This is a genomic window from Paramesorhizobium salinisoli (assembly GCF_003335045.1).
Lineage (GTDB): Bacteria > Pseudomonadota > Alphaproteobacteria > Rhizobiales > Rhizobiaceae > Paramesorhizobium > Paramesorhizobium salinisoli.
Window position 1 is genome coordinate 143,759 of the sequence record NZ_QOZG01000006.1, and the last position, 14,131, is coordinate 157,889.

The following is a 14,131-nucleotide window of genomic DNA, read 5'->3' on the forward strand; positions in this document are numbered from 1 at the left end:
TCCCGGCGTTTGGGAGGACGTGTCAGGCGATGGATCAGCCCCCCGGCAGTCTGCCGATCTACATTCAGCTGGCCGAGCTTCTGGTGCGCGATATCGCGGCCAACCGGCTGATCGACGGCGAGCGTCTGCCGCCCGAGCGGGATATGGCCCGCCAGCTCGGCGTGGCTGTCGGAACGCTGAGAAAGGCGCTTGCCGAACTGCAGGAGAGGGGCCTTCTCGAGCGCGTGCAGGGCTCGGGCAACTATATCCGCGCCATCAGCGATCCACAGAGCGTCTACGCGATGTTCCGGCTCGAGCTGATCGAGGGCGGCGGCCTGCCGACGGCGGAGGTGCTGGAGGTCTCGCGTCTGAAAAAGCCGGAACATCTGCCAAGATTCGGCAGCGCCGCTGAAGCGCACCGCATCCGGCGCATACGCTATCTCTCCGGCAGACCGGCGGCGCTTGAGGAAATCTGGCTGGATGGCGGCTATGCCGACCGGATCACAAGGGACGATCTTTTGGAATCCCTCTACCTCTTCTATCGGCAGAAGCTCCGGCTCTGGATCGTCCGGGCGGAAGATCAGGTCGGACTGGGCACCGTTCCAGACTGGAAGCCGGATGTTTTTGCCGTGCCGGTGGATGCTCCGGTGCCGCTCGTCAGCCGCGTCAGTCAGGCGCAGGACGGCGCGCGGGCCGAAGTCTCGCTCACCTGGTTCGATCCCGGGGTCGCCCGCTACGTCGCCCGTCTCAAATAGTCCGTTTCAAGAGGAAGAAACATGGCCAGGCTCAATTACGGCATTATCGGTTGCGGGATGATGGGGCATGAGCACCTGCGCAATATAGCGCTTGTGGAGAATGCCGGGGTGGCAGCGATCTTCGAGCCAGATCCGGCCATGCGGAGAGCTGCGTCCGCCATCGTGCCGCAGGCAGTCATGGCAGGTTCGATTGGTGAACTATTGGCGGTGGAGGAGGTCAATTGTCTGCTGATCGCCAGCCCCAACTATTTGCATCTGCGCCAGCTCGAAGAGATCGCTTCCATTCGTGCGCTGCCGGTCCTCGTCGAAAAGCCGCTGTTCACCGCGCCCGAGGATGCGCCGCGCCTTGCCGCCCTGCGCGCCGGCTATCGCGCGCCCATCTGGGTGGCGATGGAGTACCGCTACATGCCGCCGGTCGCCAGGCTGATCGAAGAGGCGGAGGCAGCCACCGGGGGCATCCGCATGCTGACGATCCGCGAGCATCGCTTTGCGTTTCTCCAGAAGGTCGGCGACTGGAACCGCTTCAACAGCAATACCGGTGGGACTTTGGTCGAGAAATGCTGCCATTTCTTCGACCTGATGCGGCACATCCTCAAATCCGATCCGGTGCGGGTGATGGCATCGGGCGGCCAGGACGTGAACCATCTGGATGAGGTCTACGAGGGAAAGCGCTCCGATATCTGGGACAATGCCTATGTGATTGTCGACTTTGCCTCCGGCGCCCGCGCGATGCTGGAGCTCTGCATGTTCGCCGAGGGCTCCCGCTACCAGGAGGAAATTTCCGCCGTCGGCCCGCTCGGCAAGATCGAATGCCATGTGCCGGGGCCCGGACGATTCTGGCCCGACCATCTGGGTGAGCCGCCCGTCGCCCAGCTGGTGGTCTCGCCACGCAATCCGAAGGGCCCGAAATTCGTGGAAATCCCGGTCGATCCGCATCTCCTCGCCGCCGGAGACCACAATGGTTCGACTTTCTACCAGCACCAACGCTTCCAGCGCGCTGCATGTGGCGGGCAGTCCGTCGAAGTCAGCCTGGACGATGGCTGGTGGGCGGTCGCCATGGGGCTCGCCGCGCAGCAATCCGCGGCGACCGGCAAGGCCGTCGATCTTTCCGCTACAAGTTACAGGGTGGTCTGATGTCCCATCCGCCGCAACCCGGTTCCGGCAGGCATGGGCGCTTATGCTTCTCGCGCGTCGTCCGGTCTGGCGATGGCCGTGGACTGCCGCTCGACGATGTGACAGGCCAGTTCGATGCGCCGCGCCCGACCGGCAGCCAGGCTATCGACACTGTCGAGCAGAAGGTCGACCGCTGTCGCGCCGATATCGCGCATCGGTATGTGGATCGATGTCAGCGGCGGGTTGTAGAACGCGGCCTGCGGCAGGTCGTCCATGCCCATCACGGAAACATCCCGCGGCACGCGATAGCCGGCATTCTGCAGGCCAAGCATCGCACCGGCGGCAAGGCTTTCGCCTGCCGCCAGAACGGCGGTGAAATCGAGGCCGCGCTCGGCGATGCGCCTGTCGAGCGCCTCGGCCGCAAGCTCGGGCAGCCAGTCGCCGACCTCAACCACCAAAGGGTCGATCTCCGCGGCATTTCGGTCAGGCATCGCATCCCGCCAGCCTTCAAACCGCCGCTCGATGGTCCGCCGGCCGCGGCGCATGAGGAAAAGAATGCGCTCGTGCCCGAGTCCCTGCAGGTATTCCGTTGCCATCCGCGCGGCGGACCGGTTGCAGGGTGTGACGCTCGAAAGCCGCATCAGCGGGTCGTCGCCATTGACCAGCACCACCGGCTTGCCGAAATCGCGGGTCAGCGCCAGTACATCCTCATCGTCAAGGGTGAGAAACAGGAAGCCGGCCACATCGTCGTCATGGAGCGCCTCCTGCAACACGCCGATATCATGCGTACCGCTGGACATGGGCTGGGTGACGATCTGGACGCCCAGCGTTTCCGCCCGCTGGTGCAGGCCCTCGAGAACCTGTGCGGTGAACTGATTACGGACATAGTCGATCATGGCGACGCTACTTGCCGCCAGGACGATCTTCTTGCCGGCAATCGCGTAAGGGACGGCATAATTGAGCGCCTTCGCCATTGCCGTGATCCGGGCGCGGATCTCCGGCCGGACGCCTTTTTCCCCCGCAAGCGCCCGCGACGCGGTGCTCACCGACACGCCGCAGCGCGCCGCGATATCCTCCAGCCTGACCTTGCGGCTCAGATTGCTCCGTTTGCCGGGCATGCTCCTGTTCCTCTTTTGATTGCAGGCATGGAAGATTGCAAAAAATTTTCATATTGCGCAACACAATTCCTTATGTCACCTTTTTCACAACGTCGCGGAGATAGCCTCGAGCGGTCGCGCGACGGTGGGAATGGGAGGAAATGCGAAATGGTGCCAGACGGCCGCGCTTTGCGCGAGCGCTTGAAGCCGCTTGTCGCGGGCATGACGAATCTGCGTCACGACGGGCAATATGACGAGCCCAATCTGGACGGGACGCCCGGCGATTATATCAGTTTCGATTCATGGGAGTGGCCGCAAGGCATCGGGCTCTACGGTCTGGTCCGTCTGTGGCAGCAGACGGGCGATGACGCGCTGAAGACGCTGGTGGAGAACTGGTATGCCGATCGCATTTCCGAAGGACTGCCCGCGCTCAACATCAACACCACGGCGCCGATGCTCGCCCTTTCGCTTTTGTGGCGCGAAACACGCGATCCGCGCTGGGCCGAGGTGATGGATGAATGGGCAGACCGGATATTGACCGACATGCCGCGCACCCCCGAGGGCGGCCTCCCGCACATCGTTTCAGACAAGATCAACGAGCGCGAATTGTGGGACGACACGCTTGTCATGGTCGGATTGTTTCTGGCCTCCTATGGTCAGGCGAGCGGCCGGCGCGAACTTGTCGACGAGGCCTGCCGTCAATTTCTTCTGCATAGCCGCTATCTCGGCGATCCGAAGTCCGGCCTGTGGTTCCATGGCTGGACATTCGATGGCCGGCACAATTTTGCCCAAGCGCTCTGGGGCCGCGGCAATTGCTGGGTCACGCTCGGCATTCTCGACCTGATCGAGCTTGCCGATATCCCGGCTCCGATCCGCACCTTCCTCATCGGCGTTCTCGAAACGCAGATCGATGCGCTTTTGAAGCTGCAAGCTCCATCCGGCGCCTGGCACACGCTGCTCGACGATCCGTCTTCCTATGAGGAAATTTCCGCGACCGCCGGTTTCGGCTACGGGCTGATGAAGGCGGCCCGGCTCGGGATTGGTCCGAAAGGCTGCCGTGAGGCCGGCTTGCGGGCGCTTGAGGTGTTGCTGGCCAATATCGACGCGACGGGAACCGTTGCGAATGTGTCTTATGGAACGCGCATGGGCCATGACCTGCAATTCTATAAAGATATCCCGATCCAGCCGACCGGCTACGGTCAGGCGCTGGCGATCCTCTGCCTCACCGAGGGGCTGAAGCATACCGGCGCGGAAGCGGAGGTGGCGGCATGATGCGCGTACTCTATGGCGTCTCTCCGAACGATATTCCGTCATTCGATACGAAGCGGCTGAGGGCTGAATTCCTCATCGAGGGCCTCTTTGCGCCTGGCCATATCGAGTTCGCCTATACCCATGTCGACCGCATGGTCGTCGGCGCTGCCTGTCCGGCGGAAACGCCGCTCGCCTTCGGCGGTGGGGCAGATGTCGGCACGCCGCTGTTCTTTACTGCCCGCGAGATGGGCATCGCCAATCTCGGCGGGGCCGGCAGGATCATCGTCGACGGGCAGGAATTCGCCCTCGCCAACCGCGATATCCTCTATGTTGGCCGGGGCGCGGAGCAGGTCGCGCTTGCAAGCGATGATCCCGCCAATCCGGCCCGCTTCTACATGAACTCCGTGCCGGCGGGCCGCGATATCGCGCATCGCCTGATTACCAGGGATGAAGCCAAGCCGCTCGATCTCGGCGAAGACAGCAGGTCGAATAGGCGGCGCTTGAGGATGTACATCCATCCAGAGGTCGCTCCGTCATGCCTCCTGTTGATGGGGATCACCGATCTTGCGCCCGGCAGTATCTGGAACACCATGCCTCCGCACCTGCATGAGCGACGCATGGAGGCCTATTGCTATTTCGACCTCGCCGAGGCCGACCGGGTGATCCATCTGATGGGCCGGCCGGCCGAGACACGCAACCTCATTGTTGCAAACGGGGATGTCGTCATCTCCCCCGCCTGGTCGATCCATATGGGTGCGGGCACTGGTCCCTATGCCTTTGTCTGGGGCATGACCGGTGAAAACCAGGCCTATACCGAATTTGATCCAGTTCCTGTGGCGGATCTGAAATGAACATGGCTATGACCTTGACTGCAAACATGGACCATCTGCGCCGCCCGCTTGGCGAAGGCATGCCGGTAACCTATTGGCAGCTCGGCGCCACCGCCGAAGCGCGCTACGACGTGCCGGACCAGCCGATGGAGGGGGAAATGGATCCCTTCTTCTTCATGACCAAGCACAAGAACTTCATTCCGCACGAATATCCCTGCCGCACCGCCTTCGCCGCCGAGCGGCGTGGTAAGCGTCCGAACGTTGCGGGCGTTTTCGCGCTTTCCCGCTTCTGGCTACCTTTCGGCTCGCCGCGCGTCGATCTTTCCGGCTTCTGGTTCCGCCCTACCATGATCGGCACCTGGGCGCGGACGATGATATCGGTGAAAGAGGCGGGCGCCGCCACGCTCAGGCTCGGGACGTGCGGCGGTGCGGTCCTCTTCGTCAACGGAACGGAAGTCGGCTGGATGGCGGACTATGTCCGCAACCTTGAAGCCAGGCAGGATTTTTCCGTCGATCTTCAGGCCGGTGAAAACGAGATCATGGTCTTCTTCGACGATCTTGCCGAGCGCGACGCCCGCTATTTCTTCCAGATGGATTACGTCTCTGGACCCGCGGCTAAGCAGGCGCTGCCTGTGCCGGTTCAGGCTGGCGTGGCCGGAGAGATCGAAGCCGCTCTCGACAAGATGCATTTCGAGCAGCCGGTCTACCGGTCCGGCGAGGTCGCGCTGGTGACATCAGCGGCACTTTCCGTCGATGCGGGGGCGGTGGTCACGATCGCAGGCGATTTCATGTCCCGCGAAGAGCCGATGAAGGTCGAATGCGACCTGAAGGCCGGCGAAACACGTCTGGTCGTCGGCAAAACCGAAGCCCTTCCTTCAGATTTCAGACATTTCCATGTGGCTGTTTCTGCCGGTGGATTTACCGCGTCACGGGTTTTCGGTGTGGAAATCTGCCACGCTGAACGGCAGGGCGAGGCCGCCGGCGATCTCGCAGGTCGCATACGGGAAACCCTCGATGAAATCTCCTCATATGGCGAGCCCGACAATGTGACGGCGCTCGCTCGTCTCGGTTCGGGCCGTTTTGGGGCGGAAACGGACGGTATGATCGCCGATACGTTGCCGACGATCGTGGATTGCCATGACTGCGCCGATTTCGCGCTGGTGCCGCTTCTCTGGTGCCGGACGGTCTACGGGACGCATATCGCGCCGGAGGTCGTGGCCAAGATCGACGAAGCGATCCTCAGCTACCGCTACTGGATGGATGAGCCGGGCAATGATGTGCAGTGGTATTTCTCCGAGAACCATGCGCTGCTTTTCCACACGGCCACCTATCTCGCCGGCGCGCTTTTGCCGGAAGCCCGGTTCGAGCGTTCAGGACGGCTAGGCCGCGAGCAGTCCGCCATCGGCCTCTCCCGCGTTCGGGCATGGCTCGACCACTTCGAGAAATGGGAAATGGCTGAATTCAATTCCGCGCCTTATTTTCCGATCGATCTGAAGGGACTGACGGCGCTCTTTGCTCTGGCGCCCGATGCGGACGTTCGCGAACGCGCGCGCAAGGCGATCCGGCGGCTGGTTACAATCGTCGCCCGCTCGGCCCATCATGGCATCTTGACCGGGGCGCAGGGGCGCTCCTATGAACACACGCTGCGTGCCGCCGGCTCACTGGAACTCTCAGGTATTGCGCGTCTCATCTGGGGAAAAGGCAATTATGGCCGTCGCGTCCATGCCCTGCCACAGATGGCGCTCTGCCTGCGCGATCACGGCCTCGATATCCCGGCGGATCTTGCTGCTGTCGCCGATTGGCGAGGGTCTCAAGCCCAGGAATGGTGTTTCGCCCAGGGGCAGGACCGCGTGGCGCGACTTTATCATTACAAGACGCAGGCCTATTCGATCGGCACGGCGGCGCATTACCGCTGGAACGAGTGGGGCTATCAGGAAACGGTTCTGCATATTCGGCTTGGCGACAATCCCGATGCGCAGGTCTGGATCAACCATCCCGGAGAGACGATCCATTCTGGCTACGGCCGTCCCTCCTACTGGGGCGGCTCCGGCAGCCTGCCGCGCCTTTGGCACTATCGCGGCCTGGCGGTCATGGTCTTCGACTGCGCGCCGGAACAGCCGGATTTCACGCATGCCTGGTTCCCGCGGCAGATATTCGACGCGTCTGATGTGACTGGCGAGACAGCAGTGGCGCGGTCCGGCGATGGCCTTCTGCTGCTGAAAGGCAGCGCGCCGCTCGAACCAGTCCTCGAAGGGCCGACGGCGGGCAATGAGGTGCGGTTGCCGGGGCACGAGGGCGTCTGGATCATTCGCCTCGGTGATGCCGGTCGCGATGGATCCGAGGAGGCGTTCGCGGCGCGTTTCGCCGGCCTGACGCTCGCGCAGGGCGAGAACGGTACGCTTGTCGTCAGCGATCCGGATTATGGTCCCGTCCATTTCCATGCGGATGGCCGTATCCTGGCGGAAGGGCGGACGATCGATTCGGGAAAATGGAGCGTCGAAGGCAGCGCAACGGAGCTTCCGCCGGGGCCGATCGGCGTGGGGAACTAGAAAATGCGGCGGTAGCCTTGGAGGAAGGCGCCGTCGGATGCAACATCGAAGGAGGAGAGATGATGAGGAGCAAGACAATTCTGGCGGCAGCTGGTCTGGCGCTGCTCACGACGACGGCAGCCTTTGCCGGCGATGTGCGCATCATGTGGTATTCGGACGGGGTCGAGGGTGAGGTCCTGAAGGACCTGATCAGCCGTTTCGAGAAGGACAATCCGGATATTAACGTCACCGTCGACGAGGTGGCCTATTCGACCATCAAGGAGCAACTGCCTGTGCAGCTTGCCGCCGGGCAGGGCCCGGATATCGCCCGTGTCACCAATCTGAAGTCGCTGTCGCAATACTGGCTCGATCTGACGCCCTATCTGAAGGACGTGGACGCCTGGAAGAAGAATTACGGCGAGCAGCTCGACTGGATGCGTCCCGACGGTTCTGACATCATTCCAGGCTTCATGACGCAGATGACGCTGACTGGCGGCTTCGCCAACAAGACGCTGTTCGAACAGGCCGGTGTCGCATTGCCGGGCGAGGGCGCGACCTGGGAAGACTGGGTGATGGCGGCCAAGAAAGTGGCTGACAGCCAGCATATCCCTTATCCCGTCGCGATCGACCGTTCCGGTCACCGCATCACGGGTCCGGCGCTCTCATACGGCGCCAACTATATCGGCGCGGACGGCATGCCCGCACCGCTCGACGAGGGCGCGAAGAAATTCATTTCGGATCTGGTTGGCTGGACGAAGGACGGCATCGCCGAAAAGGACGTCTGGGTGTCCGCAGCCGGCACGACCTATCGTCCGGCGGCAGATGATTTCATCAACGCGCAGGTGGTGTTCTACTATGCCGGTTCCTGGCAGATCCCTAATTTCATGACCAAGATCGGCGACGGGTTTGACTGGGTCGCGACCGGCAGCCCTTGCGGCCCCGCCGCCTGCACCGGCATGCCCGGCGGCGCCGGCCTCGTTGCCATGAAGGTGACCAAGAACCCTGAGGACGTGGCCAAGGTGATGGACTATCTCGCCTCCGCGCCCGTCGCCAAGGAGTTCGCCGAGCGGACATTGTTCCTGCCGGCCAACAAGGAGGTCATCGCCGGTGGGCTTGATTTCAAGACTGACAGCCCATTGGTGAAGGACGCGTTGAACACCTTTATCAAGGCTTCATCGACGACGTCGCCCGAAGCCGTCAAGCTTGCGGGCTGGAAGTGGTCGGATACCTATTATGGCGCACTTGTCAGCCGTATCAGCCAGGCCATGGCAGGCGAACTCACCCTGGACGAGGCCTATCAGCGGATCGACCAGGATATCGCCGAGAAGGCCAAGCAAGCACAGTGAACCTTTTGACGGTTCAGCCGGCGCGCTTGTCGCGCCGGCACCGGGGGATGGCGTGAATGGCTGACAATCGAAAAGCAATCCGAAGCGTTGCCGGTTCGCTGGTTCTGGCTGTCATCGGGCGTGTCATGGGGATCATCGACATCCCTCTGCGAGGGCTGCAGAAGATCGCAGGCCAGACGGGCATGGCGTCATTCTTCCTGCTGCCGAACATGGCTGTCTTCACGGTCTTCGTGCTGATCCCCTTCGTCATCAACTTCGCCTATTCGATGACGGGCGGAACGCAGATATTTCTTGACGAGCGCCGGTTCGTCGGTCTCCAGCAATATCGTGAGATTTTCTCCTGCTCCAGCTATCTCGACCCGAACAGCTGTGTTCAGGATGGGTTCTGGACTGCTGTCGGCAACACGGCCTGGTTCGTGGTCATCCAGGTCACGCTGCTGATCCTGGTCTCGCTGATCACAGCCCTCATTCTCAATCGCGAGATCATCGGCCGTGGCTTCTGGCGCGCCGTCTTCTTCTTTCCCGTTCTCCTGTCGCCTGTTGTCACCGGTCTCATCTGGCGCTGGATCCTTGAACGGCAGGGGCTGCTGAATTTCATTCTCTACGAAATGTTTGGCGCCGGACAGTTCAACTGGCTGACGGATCGCACGACGGCCTTCGTCGCCACGATCGGGGTTTCGATCTGGGCCCATATGGGCTTCTATACGCTGATCCTGCTTGCCGGCCTGCAGGCCATCCCAAGGGATCTCTACGAGGCGGCGCAAATGGACGGTACATCGCGTTCGCGTATCTTCTGGCGGATCACGCTGCCGCTCCTGATGCCGAACCTTATCGTGGTGCTGGTGCTGGCACTGATCCGCGCTGTGCAGGTCTTCGACGAGGTCTTCGTGCTGACCCATGGAGGGCCGGGCACCAGCACCATGTACCTGATCCAGTACATCTATGAGATGGGCTTCGCCTCCGAACTGAGGAATCCAGGTCTTGCTGCGGCAGCTTCAATCCTCATGGGCGCCGTCCTGGTGGTGCTCACCCTCATGCAGATGGCGGCCTCCCGCCGCAACGAGAAGAAGGGGGAACGCTGATGGGAACCGTTGGGCAATTCATCACCCGCCGGCGCGGCGGAGAAGGCTGGCACTGGACCGATATCGTCACCTGGGTATGGCTGATCGGCGGGCTGATCATCATGTTCGGCCCCGCTGTCTGGCTGACGCTTTCCTCGTTCAAGTCGCCGGCGGCCCTTTCCAAGTTTCCGCCGACCATCCTGCCTTATGTGACGCAGGAAGTGCGCGTCGAAGGTTTCGACAAGCCGTTGCCGCTCTACGAGGTGACGCTGCCGGATGGCACGACAGCCAGGCTGGCCGAGAAGCGTCGCATCGGCATCATCGCCCAGATGATCGATCCGAAGGATCCGGCAACGGTCCACAAGGTCAACATCAATGACCGCAAGCCGGTGGACATGGTGGCGTTTGCGACCTCCAACTACACCGAGCCGTTCCTGCAGTTCGATTTCCTTCGCTATCTCTGGAACTCGGTCTTCGTCACGGTGGTGGCGACCATTATCACCCTGGCGATCAATTCAATGGCCGCCTTCGCCCTGTCGAAATACAAATTCCGCGGCCAGAATGTGATCCTGATCATCATCGTCGGGACATTGATGGTGCCGCTCGGCGTCATCATGGTGCCGCTCTATTCGGTCGTGTCCGCGCTCGGGCTTTTCAACAGTTTATGGGGCGTTATCCTGCCGACGGTCGCGACCCCGACCGGCGTCTTCCTGTTGCGGCAATACATGCTGACCATTCCCGATGAGCTGATCGACGCCGCTCGCATGGACAAGGCGTCGGAATGGCAGATCTACTGGCGGATCGTCCTGCCGCTTGCCGCACCCGCCCTGGCGGTACTCGCCATCTTCTCCGTGGTCTGGCGCTGGAACGATTTTCTCTGGCCGCTGATCGTGTTGAGCCGCTCGTCGCTCTATACGCTGCAGGTGGGGCTCAATGTCTATGCCGGGCAGCTCAATGTGCAGTGGCAGTACATCCTGGCCATGACCGTGGTCACGATGATCCCGGTCATCCTGGTCTTCGTGTTCCTGCAGAAGTTTATCACCCGGGGCATCGCCACCTCGGGCCTGAAGTAAGGAGTGCGGCATGGGCCGGATCACACTGGAAAAAATCAACAAATCCTTTGGCGCGATCAAGGTGTTGCACAATGTCGACCTCGACATCAGAGACGGCGAGTTCATTGTATTCGTCGGCCCGTCTGGCTGCGGGAAGTCGACGCTGCTGCGCCAGATCGCCGGCCTCGACAAGCCGACAAGCGGCGATATCAGCATCGACGGCAACCTGGTCAATGACGTGCCGGCGGCTGACCGCGGTCTGGCCATGGTGTTTCAGTCCTACGCGCTCTATCCGCATATGAGCGTGAAACAGAACCTTGCCTTCGGACTTGAAAATGCCCGCATGCCGAAGACCGAGATCGAGAACCGGATCGCCGAGGCTGCGCGTATGCTGGAAATCGGCGATTATCTCGGCCGCCGCCCAGGACAGCTCTCCGGCGGCCAGCGCCAGCGCGTGGCCATCGGACGCGCCATCGTGCGCAACCCGACCGCCTTTCTTCTGGACGAACCGTTGTCGAATCTCGACGCCGAATTACGCATTTCCATGCGCGCCGAGCTTTCCGCCCTGCACAAGCGGCTGCAGACGACCATGATCTACGTCACGCATGACCAGATCGAGGCGATGACGCTCGCCAACCGTATCGTCGTTCTGCGCAAGGGGCAGATCGAGCAGGTTGGAACGCCACTGGAACTTTACAACACACCCGCCAACCGGTTCGTAGCCGGCTTCATCGGGGCGCCGAGCATGAATTTCCTCCCGGGCAGCATTGCCGCAGTGGGCGAAGAGGGCACGATCGTGAGCATACTTGGCGAACAAACACGGACGATCCCCCGCAAGGCCCATACAGGCGTGGCCGGGCAGGCGATTACCGCAGGGATACGTCCGCAGCATATCCGCATCGCTCCGCCGGATGAACCGGGCATCGGCGCCAAGGTGCATCTTGTCGAGGGACTTGGTTCGGAAACTGTCGTCCACGCCCGTGCCTCGACCGGCGAAACGCTGCTGGCGGTCCTCACCGGCCAGCACGCACTTGCATCCGGAGAGGAGATCCGGCTGACCTTCGATGTCAAGGACCTTCACGTGTTCGATGAAAACGGAACGCGGCTTTCAGGAACCTGAGATCTCCCATACGGCGCTTCAGTTCAAAGACCGGTATTAAAGCGATTGATGACGAGAATTGTTCTTCTTTCTATCTGTGGTAGTCTTATAGAGGGTATATAGACAAGGAGATATATGTTGCCGAAGAATATCGTGGTCTGTTGTGACGGTACAGGCAACGAAATCGGCGTGAACATATCGAATGTGCTTAAGCTATACAGGATGCTTGAGAAAGAAGACGGTCAGATCGTATATTACGATCCGGGCGTAGGCACTTTGGGTCAAAGAAAGACCTGGGGGCGTATTAATCAGGACATAAAAGGGGTCGTGGGGCTTCTCACAGGATACGGCCTGGACGATGACGTCCTTGAGGCCTACCGGTTCGTGGCGACACATTACACCGAGGGGGACCACATATTCCTCTTCGGCTTCAGCCGCGGCGCCTACAGTGTCCGCGTGCTTGCCGGGTTCATGCATTTGCTCGGTCTTCTGCGGCCGGACCAGTTGAACTATGTCGGCTATGCCTTTGCGGCCTACAAGCGGGCGGCGATGGATAATGAGGACCTTTCGACCGCCTGGCACTTCAGGCGGATCGTCGGCGGGCGGACGGTTCCCGTCAGGTTTCTTGGCGTGTGGGATACGGTGGCGTCGGTGATCGTGCCACGTCCGGACCGGCTTTATATTCCGAGTTTCGAGACGCTTCCCTACACACTGCAAAACCCCAGCGTGGCGATTTTTCGTCAAGCCATCGCCATTGATGAGTTTCGCCGGATGTTCCGGCTGCGAAACTGGAAGGACAACCAGCAATACAAGCCCAACCGGTTTTCGACGTCGGAGCCAAGGAAGCAGGATATCCGCCAGGTCTGGTTCGCCGGCTGTCACGCCGATATCGGGGGCGGCTATCCCGAGGCGGAAAGCGGGCTGTCGAAGTTTCCGCTGGCCTGGATGGTTGAGCAGGCCCAGACCCATGGCCTGAAAATCCACAGAGCCATGTTCAGCCACCTCGTCGAGGGCAAGCCGAGAACGGGAAGCGAGCTCACCTATGCCCAGCCAGATCCGGGCGCCCCCTTGCATGATTCCGCAACGGGCGCCTGGCGCATCCTCGAATGGCTGCCGAAAAAGGTAGCCTTAAGTGAATGGCCCGGACGCAGGTCAATTTTTGGGTTCTATCTGCCGCGTTATGAACCCAGACCGATACCCGAGGGCGCAAGAATTCATAGATCTGTTTTGGAGCGCAAGGCGCTGGTGCCGTCCTACAGGCCGCGGAATCTGCCGGCGATTTTCGACGTCGAGCAATAGCGGCTTTCCTGTCTGGCCGCGCTTGCAAGCCCCATCAATGTCTTTGTCTCCCCAGGGAAAATCGCGCTGAAATGCCCGAAACCACCTCTTCGACGATCTCCTGCAATTCCGCTGGTGTTGTCCCATCCCGCGCCTGGATCGAGATGCCTTGCATGATGGCGGCGAGATGCCTGGCGAGGCGGCGCGACCCGTTTATGTCGGCGAAGGGCTGGAGTGCACGCGCCAATCTCTCCTGCATCGCATTGCGCCGCTCGGCCAGCTCGCGGGCCAGACCAGCATGTTCAGGATGACACTCGACCATGCCGCTGGAGATCATGCAGCCCCGCTCCCGATCGGGGTGGGTGACGGCCCGTACAGCACCTTCCAATAGCAGGCGTACCGCCTCTGGCAACGAGGCCGCCGGGGCGGCGGGGGGGCGGACTTGTGTGCCAGGGCTAGCCTCGTAACGGGCGAGCGCTTCCTGATAGAGCCCGGCCTTGCTGCCGAATGCCGCGTAGAGGCTGGGAGGTGCGATGCCGATGGCCTTGGTCAGGTCACCGATCGACACACCTTCATAGCCATGCCGCCAGAAAAGCCGCATGGCCGTCTCGATCGCCTTGTCGCGGTCAAAACTCCAGGGCCGTCCGCCGCGTGATTTTGCGCTAGGTTCCATAGAGATCACTAAACAACATCTTGACAGGTGGCGTCAAGTAGGTTGAATAGCGATCACTATACAACAAGG

Annotated in this window: 12 protein-coding genes; 10 read left to right on the forward strand and 2 right to left on the reverse strand. The window is 61.4% G+C overall.

The window, feature by feature from the left end; all coding sequences use genetic code 11:
* Positions 1–29: 29 nt before the first annotated feature.
* Positions 30–734, forward strand: coding sequence for a GntR family transcriptional regulator (locus DUT91_RS15435; RefSeq protein ID WP_114441423.1), 705 nt, complete (start codon positions 30–32; stop codon positions 732–734).
* A gap of 21 nt (positions 735–755) precedes the next feature.
* A complete protein-coding gene (locus DUT91_RS15440) occupies positions 756–1,868 on the forward strand; it encodes a Gfo/Idh/MocA family protein (protein ID WP_114441424.1) in 1,113 nt (370 codons plus the stop codon).
* Positions 1,869–1,909: 41 nt separating this feature from the next.
* Here the strand turns inward: DUT91_RS15440 and DUT91_RS15445 are convergent, their stop codons facing one another.
* Entirely contained in the window at positions 1,910–2,965 is a 1,056-nt protein-coding gene (locus tag DUT91_RS15445; RefSeq protein ID WP_114441425.1) for a LacI family DNA-binding transcriptional regulator, read from the reverse strand.
* A 147-nt stretch (positions 2,966–3,112) separates the two neighbouring features.
* Here DUT91_RS15445 and bglB point away from each other — a divergent pair, with 147 nt between their 5' ends.
* The 8 genes from bglB to DUT91_RS15485 all read left to right on the forward strand — a co-directional run bounded on the left by bglB (position 3,113) and on the right by DUT91_RS15485 (position 13,410).
* Positions 3,113–4,216, forward strand: coding sequence for a beta-galactosidase BglB (bglB, locus tag DUT91_RS15450; protein WP_114441426.1), 1,104 nt, complete (start codon positions 3,113–3,115; stop codon positions 4,214–4,216).
* Positions 4,213–5,046, forward strand: coding sequence for a 5-dehydro-4-deoxy-D-glucuronate isomerase (gene kduI / locus DUT91_RS15455; RefSeq protein ID WP_114441427.1), 834 nt, complete (start codon positions 4,213–4,215; stop codon positions 5,044–5,046). Before bglB ends, kduI begins: the two co-directional genes overlap by 4 nt.
* A gap of 8 nt (positions 5,047–5,054) precedes the next feature.
* The gene (locus DUT91_RS15460; RefSeq protein WP_245419743.1) at positions 5,055–7,574 is read left to right on the forward strand and encodes a hypothetical protein; all 2,520 of its coding nucleotides are present in this window, start codon (positions 5,055–5,057) and stop codon (positions 7,572–7,574) included.
* A 59-nt stretch (positions 7,575–7,633) separates the two neighbouring features.
* Positions 7,634–8,899, forward strand: coding sequence for an ABC transporter substrate-binding protein (locus DUT91_RS15465; RefSeq protein ID WP_114441608.1), 1,266 nt, complete (start codon positions 7,634–7,636; stop codon positions 8,897–8,899).
* Between the two features lie 125 nt (positions 8,900–9,024).
* The gene (locus DUT91_RS15470; RefSeq protein ID WP_425373809.1) at positions 9,025–9,981 is read left to right on the forward strand and encodes a carbohydrate ABC transporter permease; all 957 of its coding nucleotides are present in this window, start codon (positions 9,025–9,027) and stop codon (positions 9,979–9,981) included.
* Complete coding sequence (locus DUT91_RS15475; protein ID WP_114441430.1) at positions 9,981–11,033, forward strand: carbohydrate ABC transporter permease; 1,053 nt, start codon at positions 9,981–9,983, stop codon at positions 11,031–11,033. The genes DUT91_RS15470 and DUT91_RS15475 overlap by 1 nt, the downstream gene beginning before the upstream one ends.
* Positions 11,034–11,043: 10 nt before the next feature.
* Positions 11,044–12,132, forward strand: coding sequence for an ABC transporter ATP-binding protein (locus tag DUT91_RS15480; protein ID WP_114441431.1), 1,089 nt, complete (start codon positions 11,044–11,046; stop codon positions 12,130–12,132).
* 114 nt (positions 12,133–12,246) lie between these two features.
* Positions 12,247–13,410, forward strand: coding sequence for a DUF2235 domain-containing protein (locus DUT91_RS15485; protein ID WP_342634459.1), 1,164 nt, complete (start codon positions 12,247–12,249; stop codon positions 13,408–13,410).
* A gap of 34 nt (positions 13,411–13,444) precedes the next feature.
* Here the strand turns inward: DUT91_RS15485 and DUT91_RS15490 are convergent, their stop codons facing one another.
* Positions 13,445–14,062: a TetR/AcrR family transcriptional regulator gene (locus DUT91_RS15490; RefSeq protein ID WP_114441432.1), complete on the reverse strand. Its 618-nt coding sequence runs from the start codon at positions 14,060–14,062 to the stop codon at positions 13,445–13,447.
* Positions 14,063–14,131 lie beyond the last annotated feature (69 nt).

Excerpts from the sequence above, each read along its gene's own strand:
- DUT91_RS15435 (WP_114441423.1), top strand. The coding sequence starts at position 30 with ATGGATCAGCCCCCCGGCAGTCTGCCGATCTACATTCAGCTGGCCGAG.
- DUT91_RS15440 (WP_114441424.1), top strand. The coding sequence starts at position 756 with ATGGCCAGGCTCAATTACGGCATTATCGGTTGCGGGATGATGGGGCAT.
- DUT91_RS15445 (WP_114441425.1), bottom strand. The coding sequence starts at position 2,965 with ATGCCCGGCAAACGGAGCAATCTGAGCCGCAAGGTCAGGCTGGAGGAT.
- bglB (WP_114441426.1), top strand. The coding sequence starts at position 3,113 with ATGGTGCCAGACGGCCGCGCTTTGCGCGAGCGCTTGAAGCCGCTTGTC.
- kduI (WP_114441427.1), top strand. The coding sequence starts at position 4,213 with ATGATGCGCGTACTCTATGGCGTCTCTCCGAACGATATTCCGTCATTC.
- DUT91_RS15460 (WP_245419743.1), top strand. The coding sequence starts at position 5,055 with ATGACCTTGACTGCAAACATGGACCATCTGCGCCGCCCGCTTGGCGAA.
- DUT91_RS15465 (WP_114441608.1), top strand. The coding sequence starts at position 7,634 with ATGATGAGGAGCAAGACAATTCTGGCGGCAGCTGGTCTGGCGCTGCTC.
- DUT91_RS15470 (WP_425373809.1), top strand. The coding sequence starts at position 9,025 with ATGGGGATCATCGACATCCCTCTGCGAGGGCTGCAGAAGATCGCAGGC.
- DUT91_RS15475 (WP_114441430.1), top strand. The coding sequence starts at position 9,981 with ATGGGAACCGTTGGGCAATTCATCACCCGCCGGCGCGGCGGAGAAGGC.
- DUT91_RS15480 (WP_114441431.1), top strand. The coding sequence starts at position 11,044 with ATGGGCCGGATCACACTGGAAAAAATCAACAAATCCTTTGGCGCGATC.
- DUT91_RS15485 (WP_342634459.1), top strand. The coding sequence starts at position 12,247 with ATGTTGCCGAAGAATATCGTGGTCTGTTGTGACGGTACAGGCAACGAA.
- DUT91_RS15490 (WP_114441432.1), bottom strand. The coding sequence starts at position 14,062 with ATGGAACCTAGCGCAAAATCACGCGGCGGACGGCCCTGGAGTTTTGAC.